22 protein-coding genes and 1 riboswitch are annotated in these 26248 nt (G+C 69.7%); of the genes, 15 read left to right on the forward strand and 7 right to left on the reverse strand.

The window, feature by feature from the left end:
* The first annotated feature begins 8 nt into the window (after positions 1 to 8).
* Genes ABL838_RS12335 through ABL838_RS12350 form a run of 4 tightly spaced genes read left to right on the forward strand, consistent with a single transcriptional unit; the run spans position 9 to position 4007 of the window.
* Entirely contained in the window at positions 9 to 905 is an 897-nt protein-coding gene (locus tag ABL838_RS12335) for an FAS1-like dehydratase domain-containing protein (RefSeq protein WP_418125494.1), read from the forward strand.
* Between the two features lie 16 nt (positions 906 to 921).
* A complete protein-coding gene (locus ABL838_RS12340) occupies positions 922 to 2103 on the forward strand; it encodes a CaiB/BaiF CoA transferase family protein (RefSeq protein WP_418125495.1) in 1182 nt (393 codons plus the stop codon).
* Positions 2100 to 2957 carry an HpcH/HpaI aldolase/citrate lyase family protein gene (locus ABL838_RS12345; RefSeq protein ID WP_418125496.1) on the forward strand — a complete coding sequence of 286 codons (858 nt, stop codon included), beginning with the start codon at positions 2100 to 2102 and terminating at the stop codon, positions 2955 to 2957. Before ABL838_RS12340 ends, ABL838_RS12345 begins: the two co-directional genes overlap by 4 nt.
* A gap of 39 nt (positions 2958 to 2996) precedes the next feature.
* A complete protein-coding gene (locus ABL838_RS12350) occupies positions 2997 to 4007 on the forward strand; it encodes a tripartite tricarboxylate transporter substrate-binding protein (RefSeq protein WP_184641944.1) in 1011 nt (336 codons plus the stop codon).
* Positions 4008 to 4013: 6 nt separating this feature from the next.
* Here ABL838_RS12350 and ABL838_RS12355 read toward each other — a convergent pair whose 3' ends face one another.
* Positions 4014 to 4538, reverse strand: coding sequence for a CinA family protein (locus ABL838_RS12355; protein ID WP_184641945.1), 525 nt, complete (start codon positions 4536 to 4538; stop codon positions 4014 to 4016).
* The gene (locus ABL838_RS12360; protein ID WP_184641946.1) at positions 4535 to 5182 is read right to left on the reverse strand and encodes a DJ-1/PfpI family protein; all 648 of its coding nucleotides are present in this window, start codon (positions 5180 to 5182) and stop codon (positions 4535 to 4537) included. Before ABL838_RS12360 ends, ABL838_RS12355 begins: the two co-directional genes overlap by 4 nt.
* A 192-nt stretch (positions 5183 to 5374) precedes the next feature.
* Between ABL838_RS12360 and phbB the strand changes: the two genes are divergently transcribed.
* From phbB to ybaL, 3 genes are all read left to right on the forward strand, one after another.
* The gene (phbB, locus tag ABL838_RS12365; protein ID WP_093201910.1) at positions 5375 to 6112 is read left to right on the forward strand and encodes an acetoacetyl-CoA reductase; all 738 of its coding nucleotides are present in this window, start codon (positions 5375 to 5377) and stop codon (positions 6110 to 6112) included.
* 126 nt (positions 6113 to 6238) lie between these two features.
* Positions 6239 to 7582: a dicarboxylate/amino acid:cation symporter gene (locus ABL838_RS12370; protein WP_369658542.1), complete on the forward strand. Its 1344-nt coding sequence runs from the start codon at positions 6239 to 6241 to the stop codon at positions 7580 to 7582.
* A gap of 63 nt (positions 7583 to 7645) precedes the next feature.
* Positions 7646 to 9358, forward strand: coding sequence for a YbaL family putative K(+) efflux transporter (ybaL, locus tag ABL838_RS12375; RefSeq protein ID WP_126018570.1), 1713 nt, complete (start codon positions 7646 to 7648; stop codon positions 9356 to 9358).
* Positions 9359 to 9380: 22 nt separating this feature from the next.
* On the opposite strand, the gene ABL838_RS12380 is transcribed toward ybaL, so the two are convergent.
* Positions 9381 to 9785 carry a hypothetical protein gene (locus ABL838_RS12380; protein WP_126018572.1) on the reverse strand — a complete coding sequence of 135 codons (405 nt, stop codon included), beginning with the start codon at positions 9783 to 9785 and terminating at the stop codon, positions 9381 to 9383.
* Between the two features lie 154 nt (positions 9786 to 9939).
* On the opposite strand from ABL838_RS12380, the gene ABL838_RS12385 reads away from it, so the two are divergent.
* The 8 genes from ABL838_RS12385 (at position 9940) to ABL838_RS12420 (ending at position 21942) form a co-directional block, all read left to right on the forward strand.
* Positions 9940 to 10164 (forward strand): hypothetical protein, encoded by a 225-nt coding sequence (locus ABL838_RS12385; RefSeq protein ID WP_126018574.1) that lies wholly within the window; start codon positions 9940 to 9942, stop codon positions 10162 to 10164.
* A 93-nt stretch (positions 10165 to 10257) separates the two neighbouring features.
* Positions 10258 to 10559, forward strand: a riboswitch (cobalamin riboswitch).
* A gap of 242 nt (positions 10560 to 10801) precedes the next feature.
* Positions 10802 to 12883 carry a TonB-dependent receptor gene (locus ABL838_RS12390; protein ID WP_418125497.1) on the forward strand — a complete coding sequence of 694 codons (2082 nt, stop codon included), beginning with the start codon at positions 10802 to 10804 and terminating at the stop codon, positions 12881 to 12883.
* 22 nt (positions 12884 to 12905) lie between these two features.
* Positions 12906 to 14444 (forward strand): PepSY domain-containing protein, encoded by a 1539-nt coding sequence (locus ABL838_RS12395; protein WP_418125498.1) that lies wholly within the window; start codon positions 12906 to 12908, stop codon positions 14442 to 14444.
* 73 nt (positions 14445 to 14517) lie between these two features.
* Positions 14518 to 15195, forward strand: coding sequence for an energy-coupling factor ABC transporter permease (locus ABL838_RS12400; RefSeq protein ID WP_369658539.1), 678 nt, complete (start codon positions 14518 to 14520; stop codon positions 15193 to 15195).
* Positions 15196 to 15314: 119 nt separating this feature from the next.
* Positions 15315 to 16385: a cobalamin biosynthesis protein CobW gene (gene cobW / locus ABL838_RS12405; protein ID WP_418125499.1), complete on the forward strand. Its 1071-nt coding sequence runs from the start codon at positions 15315 to 15317 to the stop codon at positions 16383 to 16385.
* Between the two features lie 12 nt (positions 16386 to 16397).
* Positions 16398 to 20216, forward strand: coding sequence for a cobaltochelatase subunit CobN (cobN, locus tag ABL838_RS12410; RefSeq protein ID WP_418125501.1), 3819 nt, complete (start codon positions 16398 to 16400; stop codon positions 20214 to 20216).
* Positions 20213 to 21292 carry an ATP-binding protein gene (locus ABL838_RS12415; protein WP_418125502.1) on the forward strand — a complete coding sequence of 360 codons (1080 nt, stop codon included), beginning with the start codon at positions 20213 to 20215 and terminating at the stop codon, positions 21290 to 21292. The genes cobN and ABL838_RS12415 overlap by 4 nt, the downstream gene beginning before the upstream one ends.
* A 191-nt stretch (positions 21293 to 21483) precedes the next feature.
* Positions 21484 to 21942, forward strand: a complete 459-nt coding sequence (locus tag ABL838_RS12420; RefSeq protein ID WP_369658535.1) for a vWA domain-containing protein — start codon at positions 21484 to 21486, stop codon at positions 21940 to 21942.
* Here ABL838_RS12420 and ABL838_RS12425 read toward each other — a convergent pair.
* The 4 genes from ABL838_RS12425 to ABL838_RS12440 all read right to left on the reverse strand — a co-directional run bounded on the left by ABL838_RS12425 (position 21939) and on the right by ABL838_RS12440 (position 26031).
* Entirely contained in the window at positions 21939 to 22445 is a 507-nt protein-coding gene (locus ABL838_RS12425) for an SET domain-containing protein (RefSeq protein ID WP_418120462.1), read from the reverse strand. The genes ABL838_RS12420 and ABL838_RS12425 overlap by 4 nt on opposite strands.
* 94 nt (positions 22446 to 22539) lie before the next feature.
* Positions 22540 to 23469 carry an ABC transporter substrate-binding protein gene (locus ABL838_RS12430; protein WP_418125503.1) on the reverse strand — a complete coding sequence of 310 codons (930 nt, stop codon included), beginning with the start codon at positions 23467 to 23469 and terminating at the stop codon, positions 22540 to 22542.
* 65 nt (positions 23470 to 23534) lie between these two features.
* Positions 23535 to 24098, reverse strand: a complete 564-nt coding sequence (locus ABL838_RS12435) for a GNAT family N-acetyltransferase (protein ID WP_418125504.1) — start codon at positions 24096 to 24098, stop codon at positions 23535 to 23537.
* Positions 24099 to 24102: 4 nt separating this feature from the next.
* Positions 24103 to 26031: a reverse transcriptase family protein gene (locus ABL838_RS12440; RefSeq protein WP_418125505.1), complete on the reverse strand. Its 1929-nt coding sequence runs from the start codon at positions 26029 to 26031 to the stop codon at positions 24103 to 24105.
* Positions 26032 to 26248 lie beyond the last annotated feature (217 nt).

Genomic DNA, 26248 nt, shown 5'->3' on the forward strand with positions numbered 1-26248 from the left:
AGGAATCCATGAGCAACGACGCGCAGACTCCATCTCCCACCATCGACAGCGAAGCGCTGGCGAAGCTGCAGGCCTGGCAAGGCCGCAGCGAAACGCTGGCCGACGACATCACCGCCGCGCCCGTGCGCGCGCTCTCCGCCACGCTCGACCGTGACGATCCGCTGCCGCAGGCCGGCACGCGCCTGCCCGAGCTGTGGCACTGGCTCTACTTCCTGCCGCACCACCGCCAGTCGGAGATCGGCGAGGACGGCCACGCGAAGCGCGGCGGCTTCCTGCCGCCCGTGCCGCTGCCGCGCCGCATGTGGGCGGGCGGGCGGCTTGCGTGGGAGCCGGGCAATCCGCTGCAGGTGGGCGACAGGGCGGAGCGCACCTCGCGCATCGTCTCGGTCACGCACAAGGCGGGTCGAACCGGCGAGCTGGTGTTCGTGCTGGTGCGCCACGAGGTGCGCAACGAACGCGGCCTCGCGCTTACCGAGGAGCACGACATCGTCTACCGCGCCGCTGCGCAACCTGGCGAGGCCGGCCCGCCGCCCACGCCCGCACCGAAGGACGCCGCCTTCAGCCGCGACATCGTGCCCGACGACGTGCTGCTCTTCCGCTATTCGGCGCTCACCTTCAACGGCCACCGCATCCACTACGACCGCCGCTACGTCACGCAGGTCGAGGGCTACCCGGGCCTGATCGTGCATGGCCCGCTGATCGCGACGCTGCTGGTCGACCTGCTGCGCCGCAACGTGCCGGGCGCGCAGCTGGCGCGCTTCGAGTTCCGCGCGGTGCGCCCGACCTTCGACATCGCGCCGTTCCGCGTGCACGGCAAACCCGAGGCCGACGCAAAGACATTCAGCCTGTGGGGCGAGGACGCCGACGGCTGGCTCACGATGCAGGCCACGGCCGTGCTGGCCTGAGCGGAGGAACGAACACATGACAAGACCCCTGGACGGCATCACCGTCATCTCGCTCGAGCACGCGATCGCCGCGCCGTTCTGCACCCGCCAGCTCGCCGACCTCGGCGCACGCGTCATCAAGGTGGAGCGCCCCGGGGCGGGCGACTTCGCCCGCGCCTACGACGCCCGCGTGGGCGGCGAGGCCTCGCATTTCGTGTGGGTCAACCGCTCGAAGGAGAGCCTCACGCTCGACCTCAAGCAGCCCGCCGCGCTCGCGGTGCTGCAGGAGCTGCTGGCCGACGCCGATGTGCTGGTGCAGAACCTCGCGCCCGGCGCGGCCGCGCGCATGGGGCTGGGCGCGCAGGCGCTGCAGGAAAAGCACCCGAGGCTCATCGTCTGCGACATCTCTGGCTACGGCGAGGACGGCCCGTACCGCGACAAGAAGGCCTACGACCTGCTGATCCAGAGCGAGGCGGGCTTTCTTTCGGTGACGGGCACGCCCGAGGAGCCCTGCAAGTCGGGCAATTCCATCGCCGACATCGCGGCCGGCATGTATGCCTACACCGGCATCCTCGCGGCGCTGCTCCAGCGCGGCAAGACGGGCAAGGGCTCGCACATCGACGTGTCGATGCTCGAGTCGCTGGCCGAGTGGATGGGCTACCCGATGTACTACGCCTACGACGGCGCACCGCCGCCGCCGCGCAGCGCCGCCTCGCACGCGACCATCTACCCCTACGGCCCGTTCCCCGCCGGCGACGGCGGCACCGTGATGCTGGGCCTGCAGAACGAGCGCGAGTGGCGAGTCTTCTGCGAGAAGGTGCTGCTGCAGGCCGGGCTGGCCGCCGACCCCCGTTTCGACAGCAACGCGCGCCGCAACGAGAACCGCGAGGCGCTGCGCTCGATCATCGTGGAGACCTTCGGCGCGCTGAGCACGGCGCAGGTGCTGGAGCGGCTCGACACCGCGCAGATCGCCAACGCCCGCATGAACGACATGGCCGGCCTCTGGGCTCATCCGCAACTGCAGGCGCGCGAGCGTTGGCGGCAGGTGGGCTCGCCGGCCGGAGACATTCCGGCCCTGCTGCCGGCGGGGCGCCAGAGCGCGTTCGACTACCGCATGGACCCGATCCCTGCGGTCGGCGAGCACACCGACGCCATCCTGCGCAGCCTCGGGCGCGGCGAGGCGGAGATCGTGGCGCTGCGCGAGGCGGGGGCGGTGTGAGCGCGCCGCCGCTTTCGCTGGCGCGCGCCTTTCTCTTCGTACCCGCTGACCGGCCCGAGCGCCATGCGCGCGCGCTGGCCACGGGGGCGGGCGGCGTGATCGTCGACCTGGAGGACGCCGTGGCGCCCGAGCGCAAGGTGCAGGCCCGCGAGCAGCTCGCGGCCTCGTTCGCCGCGCTGCCCACCGAAGACCGGCGACGGCTGCTGGTGCGCATCAACGCGGCCGGTACGCCGTGGCATGACGACGATTGCGCGCAGATCGGAGCGCTCGCCGCGCAGGGACTGATCGCCGGCATCGTGCTGCCCAAGGCGGAGCGCGCAGCCGATCTCTCGCGGCTGGCCGAGGCGGCTGGCCCGTCGGCCGCGCTGGTGCCGCTGATCGAATCGGCCGCCGGCCTCGCCGCCGTCGACGAACTCGCCGCCGGCCCGCAGGTGCTGCGCCTGGCCTTCGGCAACCTGGATTTCCAGGCCGACCTGGGCCTGGCCTGCGACGCCGACGAAGCCGAGCTGGTGCCGGTGCGCCTCGCGCTGCTGCTGGCCTCGCGCCGCGCCGGACTGCCAGCACCCATCGACGGCGTGACGCCCGACTGGCGCGACGCCGCGCGGCTGGCAGCCGACACCGCGCGCGCCCGGCGCGGCGGCTTCGGCGCCAAGCTGTGCATCTACCCCGACCAGGTCGCGCCTGTGCACGCCGCGCTCGGCCCCACGGCGCAGGAGCTGGCATGGGCCCGCCGCGTGGTCGAGGCCATACGCGCGGCCGGCGGCGGCGTGGTCAGCCTCGACGGGCGCATGGTCGACGCGCCGGTGGTGCGGCTGGCCGAACGCCTGCTCGCGCTCGAAGAACAGCAACCCTGAGACACCCCTGAGCAAACAACCCATAAAGGAGACAAGCAAGTGACGAGAGCAACGAAGAAAGACTGGAAATTCAGGACCCTGATCGCCGCCTCGGCGGGCGCATGCCTGCTGGCCTTCCAGGCGCCGGCATCGGCGCAGGCCGCATGGCCCGACAAGCCGGTGACGATGGTCGTGCCGTACTCGGCCGGCGGCCCCACAGACGTGGTGGCGCGCATGCTGGCCATTCCCATGGGCAAGTCGCTGGGCCAGCCGGTGATCGTCGAGAACACCGTGGGCGCGGGCGGCACCATCGCGCCCACGCGGGTGGCCAAGGCGGCGCCCAACGGCTACACCATCCTGATCCACCACATGGGCATGGCCACCGCGCCCGCGCTCTACAAGAAGCTCAACTACGACCCGCTGAAGGACTTCGAGTACGTCGGCCAGGTGCTGGACGTGCCGATGACGCTGCTGTCGCGCAAGGACTTTCCCGCCAACAACTACCAGGAGCTGCTGGCCTACGTGAAGGCCAACAAGGACAAGGTGACCCTGGCCAACGCGGGCGTGGGCGCGGTGTCGCAACTGTGCGGGCTGCTGTTCATGAACCAGATCGGTGTGCAGCTCACGACCGTGCCCTACAAGGGTGCGGGCCCGGCGCTCAACGACCTGATGGGCGGGCAGGTCGACCTGCTGTGCGACCAGACCACGCAGACCGCGCCGGTCATCAAGGACGGCAACCGCGTGAAGGTGTTCGGCGTGACCACGCCGCAGCGGCTGTCGAGCATGCCGAACATCCCGACGCTGGACGAGCAGGGGCTCAAGGGCTTCGACGTGCGGGTGTGGCACGGCATCTATGCGCCCAAGGGCACGCCGGCCGCGGTGATCGAGAAGCTCAACGTCGCGCTGCGCGCGGCGCTGCAGGACGACATGGTGAAGCACCGCCTGGCCGAACTCAGCTCCGAGATCGTGCCGGTGGAGAAGCAGACGCCAGAGAGCCTGCGCACGCACCTCGCGGCGGAGGTGGGCAAGTGGGGCAAGGTGATCCGCGCCGCGGGCGTGCAGGCGGACTGATCTTTTTCAGTCGGTGGCCTGTGCCCGCAGCGTCTCGTCGAACAGGGCGAGCAGGTGCCGGGCGAACAGATCCATGTTCGCTGGCCGGTCGGCATTGCCGGTTTCGATGGTGCGGCTCACGGTGACCGGGCCGGCGAGTGCGAGGCACACGCGCCCCGGCACGTCGCCGTAGGGGCTGGGCGAGGGACCGGCCGCGCCGCTCTCGGCGATGCCCCAGGTCGAGTGGTGGGTGTCGCGCACCCGGCCCGCGACGAGTCGGGCGTAGGGCTCGGTTTCGCCGCGCATGCCGGCCATGTCTTCGGCGGTCAGGTTCAGCAGCGCGCGGCCGGCGCGCCTCGAATAGACGACCGCGCCGCCCTTGAAGTAGGCCGAGGCGCCCGCGATGGCGAGCAGGGCGGCCGAGACCAGTCCGCCGGCCGAGGACTCGACCACCGCCACGGTCTGGCCCCGCGCGCGCAGCGCTTCGCCGACGCGTGCCGCAAGCACGGGCAAGGAATCGGGCAGGGATTCGGGCAGGGAGGGCGCGGTCATTTGGCCTGGAAGCGCGGACCGGGCCGCTTCACGTAGGCCGGCGCACGCTCGTGGCTCGCGGTGCTTCCGTAGACGGTGTCCGCGGGGTAGTACTCGGCCTGCAGTTGCACCTTGGCGGCGGCCTCCTCGCCCGCGGTGTGGGCGATGTAGGCCAGCATCAGGTCGGTACCGGCCGATACCCCGGCCGAGGTCCAGACGTTGCCGTCCTGCACGAAGCGCTGCTCCACCACGTTCACGTCGCCCAGCGCGCGCAGGCGGTCGAGCGACCCCCAGTGCGTGGTGGCGGTCTTGCCCGAGAGCAGCCCGGCCGCGTGGAGCACGAAGGCGCCGGTGCATACGGACATCAGCGTGGTGCATCCGGGTGCCTGGTCGGCGAGGAAGCGGGTCATGACGACGTTGTCGACCTCGCGGCGCGTGCCCATGCCGCCGGGCACGAGCAGGCAGTCGAGCTGGGGGCAGTCGGAGAAGGAAACGTGGGGGTTGATCGAAAGGCCCTTGGCGCAGGCCACCGGCTCGCGCTTCTCGGCCACGATCAGGCAGTGCTCCGGACCGCCGGCGAGCTTGCTCCACATGGTGAGCATTTCCCAGGGGCCGACGAAGTCGAGTTCCTCGACGTCGGGGAAGACGATGATCCCGAAATTCATACTTTGGAACTCCTTGGGTGATTGGCTCGTGCTGACACGCACGGATGAGAGGATAGAGGCTGAGCACGGAGGCCGCTTCGTGACAGCTGGTTGCAAGCCTGGCTCAGTGTTTTCCTGAGAGGGCCCATGGCTTGAAACTCGCTAGAGTGAAGGCGGCCGTTCAGGCTTTTGCCATTACACAAAGGAAATCTCATGAGCAAGAAAGTTGCATATGTCACCGGGGGCATGGGTGGCATCGGAACAGCCATCTGCCAGCGTCTCTACAAGGACGGGTTCACCGTGGTCGCAGGTTGCGGCCCCACGCGCGACTACGCCAAGTGGCTGGCCGAACAGAAAGCCGCAGGCTTCGAGTTCCATGCGTCGGTCGGCAATGTCGGCGACTGGCAATCCACCGTCGAAGCCTTCTCCGCCGCCAAGGCCGCGCACGGCCCGATCGACGTGCTGGTCAACAACGCCGGCATCACGCGGGACCGCATGTTCCTCAAGATGACGCCCGAGGACTGGAGCGCGGTGATCGAGACCAACCTCAACAGCATGTTCAACGTCACCAAGCAGGTGGTGGGCGACATGGTGGAAAAGGGCTGGGGCCGCATCATCAACATCAGTTCGGTCAACGGCGCCAAGGGCCAGGCGGGCCAGACCAACTACTCGGCGGCCAAGGCCGGCATGCACGGCTTCACCATGGCGCTGGCGCAGGAGTTGGCCAACAAGGGCGTGACGGTCAACACCGTGAGCCCGGGCTACATCGGCACCGACATGGTCAAGGCCATCCGCCAGGAAGTGCTCGACAAGATCGTGGCCACCATCCCGGTCAAGCGCCTGGGCGAGCCCAGCGAAATCGCCTCCATCATCTCGTGGCTGGCCACGGACGAAGGCGGCTACAGCACTGGCGCCGACTTCTCGGTCAACGGCGGTCTTCACATGCATTAAGCATGCTGACTTACACCTGATCGACAGACCCGCTTCGGCGGGTCTTTTCTTTTTCACCGATACGGATTCCACGGATAGAAAACCACGAATACGCGTCCTACATTCTTCAACCCTCCGGAGGCAAACATGGAAAGCACAACAAGCACTCCCGCCAGAAAGCTCCCGCTCTACCGCTCCCTGTACGTTCAGGTGATCACCGCCGTGATCATCGGCGTGCTGCTCGGCCACTTCTATCCCGCGGCCGGCGAGGCGATGAAGCCGCTGGGCGACGGCTTCATCAAGCTGATCAAGATGATCATCGCGCCGATCATCTTCTGCACGGTGGTGGTGGGCATCGCCGGCATGGAGGACATGAAGAAGGTCGGCAAGACCGGCGGCCTGGCGCTGCTGTACTTCGAGGTGGTGAGCACCATTGCGCTCATCGTGGGCCTGGTGCTGGTGAACGTGCTCAAGCCCGGCGGGGGCATGAACATCGACCCGAGCACGCTCGACACCAAGGGCATCGCGGCCTACACCGGCCCGGGCAAGATGACCGGCACGGTCGACTTCATCATGAACATCATCCCGAACACCATCGTGGATGCCTTCGCGAAGGGCGAGATCCTGCAGGTGCTGCTCATCGCTGTGCTGTTCGGCTTCGCGCTGCACCGTTTCGGGGGGCGCGGCACGCTGGTGTTCGACGTGATCGAGAAGGGCTCGCACGTGCTCTTCGGCATCGTCAACTACATCATGAAGCTGGCGCCCATCGGCGCCTTCGGCGCCATGGCCTTCACCATCGGCAAGTACGGGCTGGGCAGCCTGTTCTCGCTGGGCAAGTTGATGGGCACCTTCTACCTGACCTGCCTGCTGTTCATCTTCGTGGTATTGGGGCTCATTGCGCGATTCCACGGCTTCAGCATCTGGAAGTTCATCAAGTACATCAAGGAAGAGCTGCTGATCGTGCTGGGCACGTCGTCGAGCGAATCGGTGCTGCCGCGCATGATGGAGAAGATGGAGAACCTGGGCGCCAACAAGACCTGCGTGGGCCTCGTGATCCCGACCGGCTATTCGTTCAACCTCGACGGCACTTCCATCTACCTGACGATGGCGGCGGTGTTCATCGCGCAGGCGACCAACACGCCGATGACGCTCACGCAGGAGATCACGCTGCTCGCCGTGCTGCTGTTGACCTCGAAGGGGGCGGCGGGCGTCACGGGCAGCGGCTTCATCGTGCTGGCGGCCACGCTGTCGGCGGTGGGGCACGTGCCGGTGGCGGGGCTGGCGCTCATTCTGGGCATCGACCGCTTCATGTCGGAAGCCCGCGCGCTGACCAACCTGATCGGCAACGGCGTCGCGACCATCGTGGTCGCCAAGTGGACCAACGAGCTCGACGAGAACCGGCTGCAGGCCGGACTCAACAACGAGAGCTGGGTGGAAGCGCAGGAGCCCGAGGCGCTGGACGCGGCCCGGGCGAGCAAGATGGCTGGCTGAGATTGCCGGCCGGGATGGCCTCCTGAAACAAAAGGCCGGGCATCGTTCCTGCAAAATGCAGCGATGCCCCACAGCGTCTCCCTCATCAACACGATCGCCGCCGGCCTGGGGCTGGCGCTCATCCTCGGCTTCCTGGCGGCCAGGCTGCGTTTGCCGGCGCTGGTGGGCTACCTGCTGGCGGGCGTGATCATCGGGCCCTTCACACCGGGCTTCGTGGCCGATGCGGGCATCGCGGCCCAGCTCGCCGAGATCGGCGTGATGCTGCTGATGTTCGGCGTGGGCCTTCATTTCTCTCTCGACGACCTGCTGGCGGTGCGCAAGATCGCACTGCCAGGCGCGCTCGCGCAGATCGTGGTGGCCACGCTCCTTGGCGGCGGGCTGGCCATGTGGTGGGGCTGGAGCCCTGGCGCGGCGCTGGTGTTCGGGCTGGCGCTGTCGGTGGCGAGCACGGTCGTGCTGCTTCGCGCGCTCGAGAGCCTGGGCATCCTCGATTCATTCACCGGCCGCATCGCGGTCGGCTGGCTGGTGGTGGAAGACCTCGCCATGGTTCTGGTACTGGTGCTGCTTCCGCCGCTGGCGGGCACGCTCGGCGACCGGGGCGCGGCGGGTGGCGCAGGCACTGCCGACCCGCTGTGGCAGACCCTGGGCCTCACGCTGCTGCAGGTCGGCGGCTTCGTCGCGCTGATGCTGGTGGTGGGGCGGCGGGTGTTCCCGTGGATCCTCTGGCAGGTCACGCGCACCGGCTCGCGCGAGCTGTTCACGCTGTGCGTGGTGGCGGCGGCCGTGAGCATCGCCTACGCGTCCGCGGCGCTCTTCGGCGTGTCCTTCGCGCTGGGCGCCTTCTTCGCCGGCATGGTGATGCGCGAATCGCAGTTCGCGCACCGGGCGGCGCAGGAGTCGCTGCCGCTGCGCGACGCCTTCGCGGTGCTGTTCTTCGTGTCGGTCGGCATGCTGTTCGACCCCTCGGTGCTGCTCGACCGACCGCTGCAGGTGCTGGCGGTAGTGCTGGTGATCGTGCTGGGCAAGTCGCTGGCGGCCTGCGCGCTGGTGCTGGTGTTCCGCTACCCGCTGGGCACGGCGCTCACGGTGAGCGCGAGCCTGGCGCAGATCGGCGAGTTCTCGTTCATCCTGGCCGGGCTGGGCGTGTCGCTGGGGCTGCTGCCGGTGGAGGGGCAGAGCCTGGTGCTTGCCGGTGCGCTGATTTCCATCGCCACCAATCCGCTGTGGTTCAGCCTGATCGCGCCGATGCAGAAATGGCTGCATGCCCATTCCTCCTTCGCGCGCGGGCTGGAGATGCGTGAAGACCCGCTGGCCGAGCTGCCCATGACCACCGAGGCCAGGTACCTCTCGCGGCAGGTGGTGCTGGTGGGTTACGGGCGCGTCGGGCGCCGCATCGCGGCCGAACTCGACGCCAACGACATTCCCTACGTGGTGGCCGAGCAGAACCGCGAACTGGTCGAGAAGCTGCGCGAGGCCGGCACGCCGGCCGTGTGGGGCGATGCGGCCGACCCGGCGGTGCTGATCCAGGCGCACATCGCACGCGCCCGCGTGCTGGTGGTGGCCACGCCCGACGCCATGAACGTGCGGCAGATGATGGAAACCGCGCACACGCTCAATCCGGCGATCCAGACGGTGATTCGCAGCCACAACGAGCAGGAGGCCCGGCTGCTCACGCAGGAAACCTCCGCCACCGTGTTCCTCGGCGAGCACGAACTGGCCCAGGCCATGGCCCGCGACGTGGTCCAGCGCGCGGTGTCGATGGCGGTGCCGGCCTGAAGTCCGGTCAGGGCGGCCCGGTTCAGAGGTCTTCTATCACCAGCGTGCGGTAGCGCTGGGCGATGGAGTAGGGCACGGTGCGCACCAGCTCCATCATCTGCTCGGCCGCCGCGCCGTCCTTGGTCCTGACCAGCAGCCCGGTGTGGCCCTCGCGCGCCAGCTTGGCGTAGGCTCGCACGGTTGCCGCGTCGGTGCCGGCGGACGGCAGCGGATCGTCGGCGATCCTCACCGTGGGCACGATCTCGCTGAGCACGGTCTCGGCGGGGAGCAGGTAGACCTCGTCGCCGCTGACGCCCTTTTCGATCAGCCGGTGGCCGATGCGGTCGGCATCTTCCGCGCTCGGGAACATCACCATCGAGTAGCCGGTGGGGTAGAAGGCGCCGCCGATGCTCGAGCGCATGCGGGGTTCAAGGGTGAAGTGCTTCATGCTGCCTCCTGGTTCTTGTGGAAGTCCCTGGATACAACATTAGGTCGCACCCGCAGGGGCCTCTGTAGGAGAACCCCGAAAGCTCTGTCAACCGCCCGCCTTCCTGGCCTGTTCAATTCATTCAGCAGTCAGCAAGCAACGCCATCCTCGCTCCATGCCTTCTCCCAGAAACATCGCACTCACCGTCCACGAGCTGGAGGAGGGGGAGTTCTACTGGGTGCTGATGGAGGCCGTGGAGGGCTCTCCGGGCGACACCACCCATGTCTACGTGCCCCTGGAGGCTGCCCACGAGCCCTACGCCACCTATTCGAACGCGCTGGTGGCGGGCGTGGCCATGATGCGGCGGCTGTTCGGGCCCGACGGCAAGCCGGCCTCCTGAGCCTGGCGGCCGGCTTCGGGGCCGGCCCCCGAGGGGCGCTACCTATAATCCCGCCGTTCCGGTGCGGCAGTTTTCATTGGTTACTCGCCGTTCCGGACCACACGGTTCGAAGGTGCCCCGCACGCCATCCATCTGATCGACGGCGACGGGGTTAAACGGGAAGCAGGTGAGCCGCGCCGTCGTTCTCTCTGGAGATCGATGGACGCGCCGATTCCTGCGCTGCCCCCGCAACGGTCAGCGGATCTGGAACCCCTCGGGCTCGTGCCTCCTCGATTGGCACGGGCAGCCACTGCGCTTGGGCGTGGGAAGGCGAGGGCTTCCGCCACTGCGTGCATCCAACAGCACGCAGTGGCACTCCGCAAGCCCGGATACCGGCCTTCGCAACCGCCTTCGGACGCTGCGGGAGTGCGTGTCCGGGCCAGCCGCCTACCGCGCCCGCCGCGGGCCGCCGCAGCCCTTTCGCCTCTTCCGCCACGTCCTTCAACGGTCAGGAGCCTGCGGGGACGCAGGCTGGAGGAGAGGTTTCATGGGTCATGCGTCGCGAGGGAGCGATCGCAGAAGAGCGTCGCCACAACGGCTGCGACGCTGGGCGCGGTTTTCAGGTCTTTCGAGTCTTTCACTGGGTTGGGGGCTCGCCGTGGGCCCCTGTGCGGCGGTCTTCGCGCAGACGCCCGACGGCCAGACGCTCAAGCCCATCCAGGTGGACGCCGAGCGGCACACGCCGCTGGCCATCGACGAGCCCACGCAGACCGGCAGCCGCCTCGGCCTCACGCCGCTGGAGACGCCGGCCAGCGTCGAGGTGCTGACCGGCGACACCATCCGCGCGCGTGGCGACGTCTCGGTGATCGACGCCGTCACCCGCGCCACCGGCATCACCGGCTCGCCCGGTCCGGGCAATGGCGGTACCGCGCTGGTAGCTCGTGGCTTCCTCGGCCACGGCTCGGTGATGCAGCTCTTCGACGGGACGCGCCTCTACGCGGGCGCCGGCACCGTCACTTTTCCCTTCGACACCTGGTCGGCCGACCGCATCGAGGTGCTGCGCGGCGCGGCCTCGGTGATGTACGGCGAGGGCGCCATCGGCGGGGCGATCAACGTGGTGCCGAAGAAGCCCGCGCGCGGGCCGATCCGCAATGAAGCGCTGGTCACGCTCGGCTCCGACGCCACGCGGCAGGTGGCCTTCGGCAGCGGCGGGGCGATCAACGACCGGCTTTCGTACCGCTTCGACATCAGCCAGCGCAACACCGACGGCTTCATGCTGCGCGGCGAGGCCGAGAGCCTGGCCGTGAGCGCCGCAGTGCGGCTGGACGTGTCGCCGCAGCTGCAGTTCACGCTCTCGCACGACGAGGGCCGCCAGTCGCCGCAGCGCTACTACGGCGTGCCGCTGATCGATGGCCGCCTCGGCAGCCAGACCCTGCGCCAGAACTACAACGTGGACGACGCCGAGATCAAGTACCGCGACAAGTGGACCCGCCTCGACGCCCAGTGGACGCCCAGCGACGCCGTGACGGTGCGCAACCAGCTCTACCGCCTGGAGAGCAAGCGCCACTGGCGCAACAGCGAAACCTACACCTACAGCGCCACCACCCGGCGCCTGACGCGCGGCGACTACCTGGAGATCGGCCACGACCAGGAGCAGATCGGCAACCGCACCGACGCCACCTTCAGGCATGGCCTGTTCGGCCTCGCCAACCAGGTGCTGGTGGGCTTCGACGTGAACCGCATCGACTTCACGCACATCAACGACTCGCCCTACGGCGGCCGTTCGGTGGTCGATCCTTTCGTCTTCAGCCCCGGCTACTACGCCTCGCCGGTGGCCTACACGCCGCGCTACAAGACCAGGACCAGCACCTACGCCTTCTTCGCCGAGGACAAGCTGGCCTTCAACCAGCAGTGGTCGCTGGTGGGCAGCCTGCGTTGGGACCACGCGAAGATCGCGCGCACCGACCTGCAGAACGCCGCCAACAACTTCGGCAAGACCTTCGAGTACGCCACCGGCCGCCTCGGCGTGGTCTACGCGCCCGACGCCTCGCAGTCGTTCTACGCCCAGGTGGCGCGCGCGGCCGATCCGCTGGGCTCGCTGGTGACCACCTCGGCCTCGCAGGCGGCCTTCGACCTCAGCACCGGCAGGCAGGTCGAGGTCGGCTACAAGCGCCAGCTCGCGGACAACCGCGGTGCCTGGACGGTGGCGGCCTACCGCATCGAGAAGAACAAGCTGCTCTCGCGCGACGCCATCGACCCCACCGTCACCCAACAGGTCGGCAAGCAGTCTTCCGAAGGCATCGAGGCCACGCTGGACCTGGCTCTGACCTCCACGCTGCGGCTGGAGGCCAATGTCGCCAAGCTGCGCGCGCGCTACGACGACTTCAACGAAGTGGTCGGCGGCAAGCTGGTCTCGCGCGCGGGCAACACGCCCACCGGCGTGCCCGAGGAGGCCGCCAACCTCTGGCTCACCTGGCGCTTCCTGCCGCAGTGGGAAGCCGATGTCGGTGTGCGCTACGTGGGCCCGCGCCAGGTCGACTCGGCCAATTCGCGAAAGATCGGCTCCTACACCGTGGCCGACGCGGGCGTGAGCTGGCAGGCGAACCCATCGCTCAAGCTCGCGCTGCGTGCCTACAACCTGGCCGACCGGCGCTATCCGGTGTCGTTCTCGAACGGCGGCAACCAGTGGCTGCTGGGGCGCCCGCGCTCCTTCGAGCTGTCGGCGCTGGTCAACTTCTGACGAACGCGGGCAGGACGAACGCATGACCTCCGCATGGCGCCGCGCCTGGCCGCGCATCCGGCACGGGCTCTACTGGACGCACCGGTGGCTGGGCATCGGCGGCTGCCTGCTGTTCGTCATGTGGTTCGTCTCGGGCGTGGTGATGATGTACGTGGGGTATCCGAACCTCACGGACGAGGAGCGCCTCGCGGGCCTCTCGCCGCTGCGCTTCGGACAGGCGGCGGTGTCGCCCTCGGCCGCGCTCGAAGCGCTGCCGAAGGAGGCACGCGCCCAGCCGCCGCGCCGCATGCTGCTGGAGATGCAGGGCGGAACCGGCGCCGGTCCCGTCTGGCGCATCGTCGATGCGCGCGGCGGCCGGCATACAGTCTCGGCGCGCGACGGCCGCGTGCCCGGCCCGGTCGATGCCGCGCAGGCCGAGGCCATCGCGCGCGACTTCTCCGGCGATGCCGGCGCCCGCTGGGCCGAGACGCTGGAGCGTGACCAGTGGACCGTGCCGCAGGGCCTGAACCCGCTGCGTCCGCTGCACCGCATCGAAGTGGGCGACGCGGCGGGCACCGAGCTCTACGTGTCCCAGCGCAACGGCGAGGTGGTGCGCGACACCACGCGCTCCGAGCGCTTCTGGAACTGGCTGGGCTCGGTGCCGCACTGGATCTACTTCACGCCGCTGCGCGCCGATCCGCCGCTGTGGCACGACGTGGTGGTGTGGCTGTCGGCGGCCTGCATCGTCTCGGCCGTGACGGGCATCGTCATCGGCATCCTGCGGGTGCGCCTGCGGCGGCGCTTCCGCAACGGCTCGGTCACGCCCTACAAGGGTTGGATGGCCTGGCACCACGTCGCGGGGCTGGTCGGCGGCTTCTTCGTGCTGACCTGGATCATCAGCGGCTGGCTGTCGATGAACCCCAACGGCTGGTTCCAGCGCGGAGGCGCAGATGCTGCGGCGATGGCCCGCTACACGGGCGCCGGTACCTCGCCGTTCCCGTGGCCGCCAGCAACGCTGCCGGCGGGCGAGGGCGCCGACGCGCCGCGCGAGGCCGTGCTGCTGTGGTTCGACGGCAGGCCGCTGCTGCAGCTGCGCGACGCGAAGGCGCGCTCGCGCGTGGTCGATGCGGTTTCGGGCGAGCCGGCCGCCATCGCCAGGGAAGACATCCTGCGCGCCGCCGCCCGCCTGCGCCCCGGCTCGAACATCACCGAAGCCGTGCTCCAGACCCGAGAAGACTTCCACTGGTACGGCCACCACCGCGAGCGCATCGTGCCCGTGTGGCGCCTGCAGTTCGACGACCCGGCGCGCAGCTGGATCTACATCGACCCGGCCAGCGGCCAGGTGGCCGGCAGCAACGACGGCAACTCGCGCCTGCGCCGCTGGCTCTTCAACGCGGCGCACAGCCTCGACTTTCCCTGGCTCATCCAGTACCGGCCGGCCTGGGATCTCGTGGTGTGGCTGCTTTCCATCGTCGGCGCGGTGGCTTCGGCCAGCGGCGCCGTGATCGGCTGGCGCCGGCTGCGGCGAAAGCCGAAGCCGGCGGCCGTACCGGGCGCGCGGCATGCGCTGCGGCGTTCATGAGCGGGGCTTGCGTGAGCTTGCCCATCCACCAACAATCAACTTTCGCACCGCGGTGCATTTCAGGAGGTGCTCGATGCACATCGAACCAGGTCTAGTCGACGGATCCAAGATATTCCTCAGCTATGCGACGGCAGCCGCCGCGCTTGCCTACACCGGCAAGGTCGCGTTCCAGACGCTCATGAAGGACGGGCCCGCCGCACTGGTGCTGCGCTCTGCCATCGCCGTGGCGCTGGTGTTCTGCTTCTTCGAGGTGTTCCCGCACCACCCGGTGGGCGTGTCGGAGGTGCACCTGATCCTGGGCACCACGCTGCTGCTGGTGTTCGGGCTCGCGCCCGCCGCCATCGGGCTGGCTGGCGGCCTGCTGATCCAGGGGCTCTTCTTCGAGCCGCAGGACATTCCGCAGTACGGCATGAACGTCACCACACTGCTGGTGCCGCTGTTCGCCACTTCCGCGCTGGCGCGCCGCATCATTCCCGAGAACCTGGCCTATGTGGACATCGGCTACCGCGAGGCTTTCAAGCTCTCGGTGGCGTACCAGGGCGGCATCGTGGTGTGGGTTGGCTTCTGGGCGCTGTACGGACGCGGCACCGGCATCGAGAACATGAGCCAGATCGCCAGCTTCGGCGCTGCCTACATGACCGTCGTGCTGGTCGAGCCGCTGGTCGACCTGGGCGTGCTGGCTGCTGCCAAGGCATGGCGCCGGCTGCAGGGCACCGCCCTCGTCGAGCGTCGCCTGTACGGCGGCGCCTGATCCGCGCTTCTCGCGCGCTTCCTTTCCCCGCGGGCGCCGCGGTGCCTGCCCGGGCGCCTGTGTGCCGCCCACCCATCGCGCCGCCGCCATCGCCGGCGGCGCCTGAAAGACCTTCTCCCATGACACAAGCAAGCAACGCCAAGATTCCCGTCACCATCATCACGGGCTTCCTCGGCAGCGGCAAGACCACGCTGCTGCGCCACATCCTCGGCAACGCCGAGGGCCGCCGCATCGCGGTGATCGTCAACGAGTTCGGCGAGTTGGGCATCGACGGCGAGATCCTGCGCGGCTGCGGCATCGGCTGCGACGATGAAGGCAACGAGCGCGAAGGCGCGCTCTACGAACTGGCCAACGGCTGTGTCTGCTGCACCGTGCAGGAAGAGTTCCTGCCGGTGATGCTGCAGCTGGCCGAGCGGCGCGGCGAGCTCGACGCGGTGCTCATCGAAACCTCGGGCCTCGCGTTGCCCAAGCCGCTGGTGCAGGCCTTCCAGTGGCCGGACATCGCCAACATCTTCACCGTGGATTCGGTCGTCACCGTGGTCGACGGCCCCGCCGCCGCCTCGGGCCAGTTCGCCGAGAACCCGCAGGCCGTCGACGAAGCCCGCCGCGCCGATCCCAACCTCGACCACGAATCGCCGCTGCACGAACTGTTCGAAGACCAGCTCTCGGCCGCCGACCTCGTGGTGCTCAACAAGACCGACCTGATGGACGACGCGGCGCGCGCCAAGGTCGAAGCGATGGTGCGCGAAGAGCTTCCGCCCGAGGTGAAGATCGTCGCCGCCAGCGAAGGCCGGCTGCCGCTCGCGCTGCTGCTGGGCCAGGGCCGCGCGGCCGAGGCCACCATCCACCTGCGCGAAAGCCACCACGACCACGAGGAAGACCACGACCACGACGAGTTCGACTCGCTCGTGATCGAGCTGCCGCCCGTCGAGCGCGACAGCCTGCTGGCCGTGCTCGGCAGGCTGGTCGAGCAGCACACCATCTACCGCGTGAAGGGCTTCGTCGCCGTTCCGGGCAAGCCGATGCGCCTGCTGGTGCAGGGCGTGGGCCGCCGCTTCGACCACCACTTCGACCGCCGCTGGCGCGACGGCGAGGGGCAGCGCACGCGGCTGGTGTTCATCGGCGAAGACCTGGACGAAGGCGCACTGCGCAAGGCGCTCGAAGAGGCGGGCGCCGTCGCCGCCGCCTGACGCCCCGAGCGCATGCACCTGCTGAGCACCCAGCCCGGACGCTTCGTCGAGGACGACAGCGTCGTCACCCGTCTCGACCAGACACCGGGCGACATCGTGGTGCTCAGCTCGGCCGACACCACGCTCGCGCTGCTCGCCGCCGCGCGCACTGCGCTGGCGGCCACCGACCCAGGCTATCCGTCGCTGCGGCTGGCCAACCTCATGTACCTGCGCCAGCCGGCATCGCTCGACCTGTATGTCGACGAAGTGCTGCAGCATGCGCGCGTGGTGGTGGTCGACCACCTGGGCGCCGAATCGGCCTGGGCCTACGGGCTGCAGCAGCTCGAGAAGCTGGCCAGGCGCAAGGGCCAGCAGCTCGCGATGTTCTCCGGCGACCTGCAGGAAGACGAAGACCTGCTCGCGCGCGGCACCCTGTCGCGCGACGTGAGCCGCCAGCTCTGGCAGTACATGCGCAGCGGCGGGGCGGGCAACGCGATGCAGTTCCTGCGCGCGGTGGCCTTCCACGGCCTGGGCCATGGCGAGGCGCCGCTGCCGCCGCGCAGCCTGCCGCAGGTGGCGCTGCATGTGCCGGGCGGGGCGGGCGCTTCGCACACGGTGGCCGGCATCGACGACCTGCGCAACCGCTGGCACGCCGGCGCGCCGGTGGTGGCGCTGGTGTTCTACCGGTCGCATCTGCTGTCGGGCAATACGGCCGCCTTCGATGCGCTGGCGGCGGCGTTGACCGCGCAGGGGTTGAACCCGCTGCCCGTCGCGCTCGATTCGCTCAAAGACCCGCTGTGCCTGTCCACGCTGCGCGAGCTGTGCGCGGAGCACGACGTGCAACTCGTGCTCAACACGACCGCATTCGCGGCGCTGGGGCAGGGCGGCCAGGGCGAGGGCGAGGGCGTGGAGCTCGCCGGCGACGCGCCCGTGCTCCAGGTCATCGTGAGCGGCGGCAACCGAGAGGACTGGCTGGCCGACAGCCAGGGCCTGCGCCCGCGCGACATCGCGATGCAGATCGCGCTGCCCGAGATGGACGGCCGCATCGTCACGCGGGCCGTGAGCTTCAAGGGCCTGTCGCACCGCTGCGAGCTCACGCAGACCGAGGTGGTGAACTACCAGCCCGAGCCCGACCGCATCGCCTTCGTGGCAGAGCTGGCGCGGCGCTGGTGCCGGCTGCGCAGCCTGCGTGCCGAGGAGAAGCGCATAGCGCTGATCCTCGCCAACTATCCGGGCAGCGAAGGCCGCATCGGCAGCGGCGTGGGACTGGACACGCCGGCCTCCGTGATGGCGATCCTGCACACGATTGCGGCCGAAGGCTATGCGCTGGGCGACCCCGCCGCGATGCCCGCCGATGGCGACGCGTTGATGCGCAGGCTGCAGGAAGGCATCGCCAACGACCCGTCGCAGTGGGCTTCGCGGCCGGCGTGGCAGAGCTTCGCGCTGGCCGACTACCGGGCGTGCCTGGCCCGGCTGCCCGATGGCATGGCGGCCGCCATCGACGAACGCTGGGGCACGCCCGAGCAGGACCCGATGCTGCGCAACGGCCGCTTCATGATCGCGGGCCTGCGGCTGGGCCGCGTGTTCGTCGGCATCCAGCCCGCGCGGGCGCTCGGCAGCCTGGGCGCCGCCGACTACGCGAGCTACCACGACGCCGAGCTGGTGCCGCCGCACAGCTACCTGGCCTTCTATTTCTGGCTGCGCGAGGCCTTCGCCATCGACGCGGTGGTGCACGTGGGCAAGCACGGCAACCTCGAATGGCTGCCGGGCAAGAGCATCGCGCTGTCGCAGGCCTGCTGGCCCGACGCGATCCTCGGGCCGCTGCCTAACGTGTACCCGTTCATCGTCAACGACCCGGGCGAGGGCGCGCAGGCCAAGCGGCGCACGCAGGCGGTCATCGTCGACCACCTGATGCCGCCGCTCACGCGCGCCGAGAACCACGGCCCGATGCAGGACCTGGAGCGGCAGGTCGACGAGTACTACGACGCGCTGCTGGTCGACGCGCGCCGCGCGAAGGTGCTGCGCGCGCAGATCCTCGCGGCCGTGCGCGCCCAGCATCTGGTCGAGGAACTGGGCATGCCGGGCGCGGAGGAAGACGACGCCGTGCTCGCGCGCGTGGACGCCTATCTCTGCGAGCTGAAGGAAACGCAGATCCGCGACGGACTGCACGTGTTCGGCGCTTCGCCGAGCGGTCGGCTGCGGCGCGACACGCTGCTGGCGCTGGCGCGCTATCCGGCCGCCGACGGCGCCGGCGCGAATGCCGGGCTGCTCGGCGCGCTCTCGCAAGACCTTCTGCCGGACGACGCCTTCGACCCGCTCGACATCGACGCGGCCCGGCCTTGGCAGGGCGCGCGCCCCGCGCTGCTGCAATCGGTGAGCACCGGGGCATGGCGGCACCAGGGCGACACGCGCGAGCGGCTGGAGCTGCTGGCGCAGCGGCTGCTCGAAGCCGGCGAGTACCCGCCCGGGTTGCCGAAGACAACAGCCGTGATGAGCCGCATCGCACAAAGCCTGGCCCCCGCGCTCGACGCCTGCGGCGCGCAGGAGTTGCGCCAGTTGTCCCGCGCCCTGCAGGGCCGCTTCGTGCCGCCGGGGCCGAGCGGTTCTCCTTCGCGGGGCCGCCCCGACGTGCTGCCCACCGGCCGCAACTTCTACGCTGTCGACACCCGCGCCATTCCAACGCCCACGGCCTGGATGCTGGGCCTCAAGTCGGCCGCGCAACTTGTCGAGCGACACATGCAGGAGCACGGCGACTACCCGGTGGCGATGGGCCTGTCGGTCTGGGGAACGGCCACCATGCGTACCGGCGGCGACGACCTGGCGCAGGCCTTCGCGCTGATCGGCGTGCGGCCGAAGTGGGCGCCGGGCAGCCAGCGCGTGGTCGATTTCGAGGTGCTGCCGACGGTCGGGCTCGGGCGTCCGCGCATCGACGTCACGCTGCGCATCTCGGGCTTCTTCCGCGACGCCTTTCCCAATGCCGTGCAGATGTTCGATGCAGCGGTGCAGGCCGTGGCCGCGCAGGAAGACGAGGACGAGGAGCGCAACCCGATCCGCGCGCGCATCCTGCGCGAGACCGCCGCGCTGCAGGCGCAGGGCATGGCGCCCGAAGCGGCCCGCACGCAGGCCGGCTGGCGCGTGTTCGGCTCGGCGCCGGGCAGCTATGGCAGCGGCCTGCAGCCGCTCTTCGACCATGGCAGCTGGCAGACCGACGACGACCTGTCGAAGGCCTACGTCGGCGGCAGCGCCCATGCCTACGGACAGGGCAGCGACGGCGTGCCGGCGGCCGACGCGCTCAGGCGCCGGCTGCGCGCGATGACCGTTGTCATGCAGAACCAGGACAGCCGCGAGCACGATCTGCTCGACTCCAACGACTACTACCAGTTCCAGGGCGGCATGGCCGCCGCCGTGCGCCACCTGAGCGGCCGCCAGCCCGCGACGTACCACGGCGACCACGGCAATCCGCAGGCGCCGCGCGTGCGCACGCTGAAAGAAGAAATCGGCCGCGTCGTGCGCTCGCGCGTCGTCAACCCCAAGTGGATAGACGGCGTGAAGCGCCATGGCTACAAGGGCGCCTTCGAGATGGCCGCGACGGTCGACTATCTGTTCGGCTTCGATGCCACCGCGCGCGTGGTCGGCGACCACCAGTACGCCATGGTGGCCGACGCCTACGTGCTCGACGACGCCACCCGCGACTTCGTGAATGAACACAACCCGCGCGCGCTGCACGACATGCTCAGCCGCCTGCTCGAAGCCATGCAGCGCGGCCTCTGGCAATCGCCCGGCGACTACCGCGCCCGGCTCGAAAACCTGCTGCTCGACCACGAGCAGCGGATGGAAGGAAGCCTCCGATGACGATCACCGCCGCCGCCATGCCGGCGCCTTTTCCTTTTTCCGCGATAGCGGGGCAGCCACACCTGCGGCAGGCGCTGCTGCTGGCCGCCGTCGATCCCGGCCTGGGCGGCGTGCTGATCGAAGGACCGCGCGGCACCGCCAAGACCACCGCGGCGCGCGCGCTTGCCGAATTGCTGCCCGACGCGCCCTTCGTCACGCTGCCGCTGGGCGCGAGCCTCGAGAGCCTGGTCGGCACGCTGGACCTCGGCCGCGCGATGGCGGGCCACGAACTCCAGTTCGCGCCCGGCCTGCTCGCGCGCGCGCACGGCGGCGTGCTCTACGTGGACGAGATCAACCTGCTGCCCGACGCGCTCATCGATTCGCTGCTCGACGCCGCTGCCAGCGGCGTCAACGTGGTGGAGCGCGACGGCATCTCGCATCGCCACGCAGCGCGCTTCGTGCTCGTGGGCACCATGAACCCGGAGGAGGGCACGCTGCGCCCGCAGCTGCTCGACCGCTTCGGCCTGTGCGTCCAGCTGCGCAACATCGACGACCCGTCCGAGCGGCAGGCCATCGTGCGTGCGCGGCTGGCCTTCGATGCCGATCCGCAGGGCTTTCGCGACAGGCATGCGCAGGCGCAGGGCGAGCTGTCGGCGGCGCTGGTGCGTGCACGCGCGCTCGTGGCCGACGCGGCGGCGCTGCCGTACACCGACGCGGTGCACGAGGCGGTGAGCGAGATGTGCATCGCCGCGGCCGTCGATGGGCTGCGTGCCGACCTCGTGATGCTGCGCTCGGCCCGTGCTCTTGCGGCGTGGGAAGGTGCAGCGGCCGTCACGTCGGACCATGTGCAACGAGTGGCCGAGGCCGTGCTGCTGCACCGGCGCAAGCCGGAGGCCGAAGCTCCCGCTCCTCGGACTGCGCCGCCCGAAGCGGGCGGCAAGGCCAGCAGCGATGCTGACGGAAAGAACAGCACAGGCAGCGCGGACGACGGTGACTGGGGCGCCATGCCCCCCGAGCCCGTCGGCATCGAGCGCGTGAAGCCGCTGCGCCCGCTGATCGACTCGCGCCAGCGGCAGCCAACCCCAAAAAAAGCCTGAGCCTCCGGCACGCCGCACCGCCCGCTGGCGCACGCCAGGGCGACCGGAGGCAGGGCCCGCAAAGGGACGCATGGCACGGGCCCGCGAAGCAGGGCCCGGCCTTCGACTGGCCGCGCACTTTCGCGGCACGCGGCGCCGACCGGCTGCGCGCCGGGCATCTGCGCCATCGCCCACAAGAAGCGCGCAGTGGCGTGCTCCATTGCTTCCTGCTCGACTGCTCGGCCTCGATGCGCAACGACGGCAACCTGGCCCGCGCCAAGGGCCTGCTGCTGGCGCTGATGCAGGAGGCCTACCAGCGCCGCGACCATGTCGCGCTGCTGTGCTTCGCCGGCGAGATCGTCGAGCTGCGCCTGCCGCCACGCCGTGCCAGCGTCTGGAACGACGACTGGATCGCGCCGATCGCGGCCGGCGGCGGCACGCCGCTGGCATTGGGCGTGCGGCGCGCCGATCAGCTGCTCGCCAAAAGCGGAACCCGGCAGAACTGGCTGTGGTTGCTGACCGATGGCCGCAGCAGCGAAAGCCCCGAGCGGCCCGAGTCGGCCGATGTGGTGTGCGTGGTCGACTTCGAGGCGGCGCGCTTGCCGCTGCACCGCGCGAGGCAACTGGCCGAAAACTGGGACGCGCGCTATCTGGCGGCGGATGGCGCCTAGGCGGGCTGCACGTCAGCCGATGCCGCTTCGGACGGCGTTTCGTCTGGCGGCGCCAGCATCGTCCCCCTGCAGTTCGGCGAGCCGCAATGGCAGGGGTACTTCGATGGCGGCGAGCCGTCGTCCGCGGTGAGCGAGTAGTCGATGAAGAGCTCGTCGCCCGCGTCCACCGCCACCAGCGTCTGGAACTTGAGCACCAGCTCGCCGCCCTCGTCGTATTCCTCCACTGCCTCGCAGTTTGGCTCGCAGGAGTGGTTCAGGTGGCGGGTGGCGTTGCCGCCCTTGGCTCCGTCGATGGTTTCGTTGTTCGACAGGGTGAACAGGTAGGTGAGCTGGTCGTCCCAGACCTTGGTGGCGATCTCTGCCTTGGTGTAGCGGCGGCCTTCGTAGAGGCCGAGAAAAGCTTCGGCCGGCAGGTCGCGGGTGGCGAAGGCGCCGAGGCCGTGCACGCCGCTGGGGCCGACCCGGACGAAGGGAGTGGACGAGGTTCGCTTGTGGTGCTTCATGGGGGAGAAGGAGCCGTCTGGCGCGTTGTTGTTGGCGTTGTCTTGCCGCTGGAGTGTCGACGCTGTTTCGATCGGGCGGATGACAGTCATCTGCTCAGGGCCTGGGCTCGCCCAGAGATGCCAGGCAGCCCACGATCGCGTCGGCCGCCTCGTCGAGACGGGGGCCGGGGCGCATCATGAGGTCGAAGTGCGCCGAGGCGAAGCTGCACACCCGCCCGCGCTGGATGGCCGACATGGCCGACCAGCCGGGCCGCGAGGCCATGGCGGAGATCTCGCCGAGGGCCGAGACCATCAGCACGTCGGGGTTGGCGCGCACCACGAACTCGGGGCTCATCTTCGGGAAGGGGCCGAGCGTGCCCGGCACGGCATTGCCGAGGCCGAGGCGGGCCAGCGTCTCGCCGATGAAGGAGCTCTCGCTGGCCGCGGCCATGCCGCCATGCACCTCGAAATACACGCGCCGGCCCTGCCAGCCGGCCGGCACGCGGGCCCTGGCTGCGTCCAGCCCGGCGTCGAGCTTGCGCCAGTAGGCCTCGCCCGCGCCGGGGCGGCCGGTGGCACGGGCCACGGTTTCCATCACCCGGCGCATGTCGGCGTGGGTCTTGGCGTCCAGCGCCAGCACCTTCAGGCCCAGCCGCTCCAGCGGCTCGGCGGCGCGGCTGCGAGGGCGCAGCAGCACCAGGTCGGGCTTGAGCGCGAGGATGCGTTCGACGTTCGCGTCGTCGATGCCGCCCACCTGCGGCAGTCCCTTCACCGAGACCGGCCAGTTGGCATGGCGGTCGATGCCCACCAGCCGGTCGCAGGCGTCGAGGGCGCAGACGGTCTCGGTCAGCGAGGGCATCAGCGACACGATGCGCTTCGCCGGCGCCTGCAGTTCGACCGTGGTGCCCCGGTCGTCCTCCAGGCGGATGCCGGCGCCGTGGGATGCCGCGGCGCCGAGGCCCAGGGCCACGAAGGCGGCGGCCTTCGCGACCTGCCGGGCGGCAATGGAGGTTGAGAACGGAAAAGGCAAGGGGTAGGAGTACATCGGAACGGGCATCGTCGGCGCGCCGGCCACCAGGCTATTGTCGTCGCGGGAAGCTGTGCTGGTCCTCAGCGCAAGCTGCGAGGGCGCTCGATGCGATGGACGAAATGCGCGGTGCCGTCGATCGGGTTGTCGGGCGTGAGCGGCCCCTCGGCCACGCGACGGAAACCGGCGCGCTCCAGCACGCGAGAAGAGGCCGCGTTGGCGGCCGACACCGGCACCACGATGCATGGTGCAGCTGGGTAGTCGCGCCATGTGGCATCGACCAGCGTGCGGATCATCGCCGCGCCAAGGCCACGCCGCAGCGCATCGGGTTCGCCGACGAAGTAGTCGATGCTCAGCGCCGCGGGCGGCACCTCGACGAGAGGCGCGAGTTCTTCGAGATAGCCGGGGTTGTCCTCGAAGGTGTAGCGTTGCACGAGGCCGAAGTCTCGGCCTTCGGCGGAGGCGATGTAGATCTCGGCCGGGTCGGTTCCATCCACCGAAGGGCCGAAGTCGCGCTCGATGGCTTCCTGCGATGTCTCGTGGTTCCACCAGCGCACCACATGCGGCTCACTGAGCCAGCGCGAAAGCATCGCGAAGTCGGCACGCGAGAGCCGGCGCAGCGTGATCGGTGCGTCGGCCCTGAACATGCCTTCAGTTCTTCATGCTGTGGACCAGGGACGCCAGCGCCGACGATATGAAGATCGCCACGATGAAGCGCAGCCAGCCCGACTTGCGCTGCACGAAGTTGCCGATGGCGACGCCGCCCGTCATCAGCCAGATCAGCGGGCTGGTTCCCGAGAGGAAGACGCTGACGACGTACAGGGCCTGCAGCATCATGCTGGCGACCCAGCCGATCTGGGAGAGGGCGCCCGGTGCTTGCTTTGCAGCCGGCGCGGCAGCGGGCTGTGCCGTGGCGGGCGCGCGCGCCGGCGCCGGGCTGGCCGCGACCGGTTGCGGGCGTGCTGCTTCCCGCTGCGCCTTCTTTTCTTCAGCGATCTGCTCGGCCGTCTTCTCCAGCACCGGGACGGCCGCTTCCGCCGGCTGCCACCACGCCGGCCATGGCGCCTTGCCCGCGGCGGACTGCTTGCGGAACTCGCCTGCGCCGAGCCTGCGCTGCGATGCCTGCGTCTTCGGTGCCGCGCCGCCTTCATGCTTCGCCGCCAGCGCGCGCACGCGCTGCAGATAAGGCTCGGCGCGGGTCGCATCGGTCATCGCGATGAAGTTGGCATAGCCGCGCAGCGCGCCGATCACGTCGCTGTTGCCGTTCCACTGCAGGCCCTGCGGACCGTGGCGCTCGGCCTGGTGCAGGACCGCGCGGAAGCGCCGCAGGGTGTCGCGATCGACCGAGAGCTTGTCGTTGACGACGATGCCCGTCACATGCTGCTGGCGGTGCTTTCGCATCACCTGCTGCTTGTCGGGGTGCAGCGTGAGGCCCTCGCTGGCCACGATCTGCTTTGCGCGCCACAGCAGCTTGGCGGTGTCGCGGCTGTGCTCGGGGCCTGCCGAGAACGTCAGGTCGTCGGCGTAGCGCGTGTAGCGAAAGCCCAGCTTCGCCGCACTTGCCGACAGACGGGCGTCGAGCCGGCGGCACAGCAGGTTGGTGATCATCGGGCTGGTGGGCGCGCCCTGCGGCAGCACGCGGTCACCGCGCGCGACGAAATAGCGGTTGCCGTCGAGCTGCACTTCGTCGGTCGGCGCCTCGGTGCACACCAGTGCCAGCAGGCTCGCCACCTGCGACGAGTAGCCGAGCTGGCGGAACACGCCGCGCACGCGGCGCATGCCGATGGAGGGGAAGAAGTCCTTCAGGTCGAGGTTGATGACCACGTCGCGACCCACGTGCGGCGCGGCGTTGGTGATGATCGAGCGGCCCGGCACGAAGCCGTGCGCGGCCTCGTGCACCCGCATCTTCGCGAGGATGTTGTCGAGTACCCAGTACTGCGCGCGCTTCAGCCGCGGCATGGGCGCGGAGATGTGGCGCTCGCCGCCGCTCTTCTTGGGCATGGTGAAGCGCTGGTAGTGGCTCACGCTCGACACCTCCCGATGCCATGCGAGAAAACGCAGCTCGCCCAGGCCGATGCCCATGGCCTGCGCGAGATCGCTCGCGTGGTCCAGCGCGGGCAGGGCGTTGCGGGCCAGCGCCTGGCTGTCGCTGTGCGCGTCGTTGAGGCCGCCGGAGACGCCGTCGCCCACGTAGAGCAGCTCGCGCTGGCGCCGCTCGTGCCATGCAACGGCGCGCGCGTGGCGGCGCTGTGCTGCGCGCTGGCGGGTTTCCTCGCGGCGCTCGCGGGCGCGGGCCATGCGCTCCTTGCGCATGATCTTCAGGGCCCGGTCGCGGTCCTCGATGCCGCGCAGTTCGCTGCCGAGCTTCGAGAGCGCCGTCTGCAGCTCGCCCTCTCGGCGGATCAACTGCTCCTCGACCGTCGGCTGCGCTGCGTCGCGCGGCCAGAAGCCCAGGCGCTGCATTTCCTCGAGGACGACTTCCTGCTTGGAGCTCTTGCGGATGCGCTCGTACAGCTCCTCGCGGGTGAGCGCGGAGTCGGGAACGGAAGATGAAGAAGAGGCGGGAGACTGCATGGTCATGGCGCTGCGCCACCGGCCGATGCACTGCTGGAAGAGAAAGGTTGCGAACGAAGCGGGAATCTCGTCGAAGAGCCTCGGGACTGGAGGGCTCCACTCGACGCCGGATGGCCATGGTGACGCCGATGAGCTTCGAGGAAGCCGCACTGTTGTCGCGTCACCATGGCCATCCGGCACAGTGAAGAGACGTCCAGTGACGCTTGGGAAGTGCTGTATGCGA

The sequence above is a fragment of the Variovorax sp. 160MFSha2.1 genome (assembly GCF_048305075.1).
Classification (GTDB): Bacteria; Pseudomonadota; Gammaproteobacteria; order Burkholderiales; family Burkholderiaceae_C; genus Variovorax; species Variovorax guangxiensis.

Coding starts and splice junctions, on each gene's coding strand:
- ybaL (WP_126018570.1), top strand. CDS start 7,646: ATGCCCCACAGCGTCTCCCTCATCAACACGATCGCCGCCGGCCTGGGG.
- ABL838_RS12430 (WP_418125503.1), bottom strand. CDS start 23,469: ATGTACTCCTACCCCTTGCCTTTTCCGTTCTCAACCTCCATTGCCGCC.
- ABL838_RS12360 (WP_184641946.1), bottom strand. CDS start 5,182: ATGAATTTCGGGATCATCGTCTTCCCCGACGTCGAGGAACTCGACTTC.
- ABL838_RS12425 (WP_418120462.1), bottom strand. CDS start 22,445: ATGAAGCACCACAAGCGAACCTCGTCCACTCCCTTCGTCCGGGTCGGC.
- ABL838_RS12340 (WP_418125495.1), top strand. CDS start 922: ATGACAAGACCCCTGGACGGCATCACCGTCATCTCGCTCGAGCACGCG.
- ABL838_RS12400 (WP_369658539.1), top strand. CDS start 14,518: ATGCACATCGAACCAGGTCTAGTCGACGGATCCAAGATATTCCTCAGC.
- ABL838_RS12385 (WP_126018574.1), top strand. CDS start 9,940: ATGCCTTCTCCCAGAAACATCGCACTCACCGTCCACGAGCTGGAGGAG.
- ABL838_RS12380 (WP_126018572.1), bottom strand. CDS start 9,785: ATGAAGCACTTCACCCTTGAACCCCGCATGCGCTCGAGCATCGGCGGC.
- cobN (WP_418125501.1), top strand. CDS start 16,398: ATGCACCTGCTGAGCACCCAGCCCGGACGCTTCGTCGAGGACGACAGC.
- ABL838_RS12395 (WP_418125498.1), top strand. CDS start 12,906: ATGACCTCCGCATGGCGCCGCGCCTGGCCGCGCATCCGGCACGGGCTC.
- ABL838_RS12370 (WP_369658542.1), top strand. CDS start 6,239: ATGGAAAGCACAACAAGCACTCCCGCCAGAAAGCTCCCGCTCTACCGC.
- cobW (WP_418125499.1), top strand. CDS start 15,315: ATGACACAAGCAAGCAACGCCAAGATTCCCGTCACCATCATCACGGGC.
- ABL838_RS12415 (WP_418125502.1), top strand. CDS start 20,213: ATGACGATCACCGCCGCCGCCATGCCGGCGCCTTTTCCTTTTTCCGCG.
- ABL838_RS12435 (WP_418125504.1), bottom strand. CDS start 24,098: ATGTTCAGGGCCGACGCACCGATCACGCTGCGCCGGCTCTCGCGTGCC.
- ABL838_RS12440 (WP_418125505.1), bottom strand. CDS start 26,031: ATGACCATGCAGTCTCCCGCCTCTTCTTCATCTTCCGTTCCCGACTCC.
- ABL838_RS12355 (WP_184641945.1), bottom strand. CDS start 4,538: ATGACCGCGCCCTCCCTGCCCGAATCCCTGCCCGATTCCTTGCCCGTG.
- phbB (WP_093201910.1), top strand. CDS start 5,375: ATGAGCAAGAAAGTTGCATATGTCACCGGGGGCATGGGTGGCATCGGA.
- ABL838_RS12335 (WP_418125494.1), top strand. CDS start 9: ATGAGCAACGACGCGCAGACTCCATCTCCCACCATCGACAGCGAAGCG.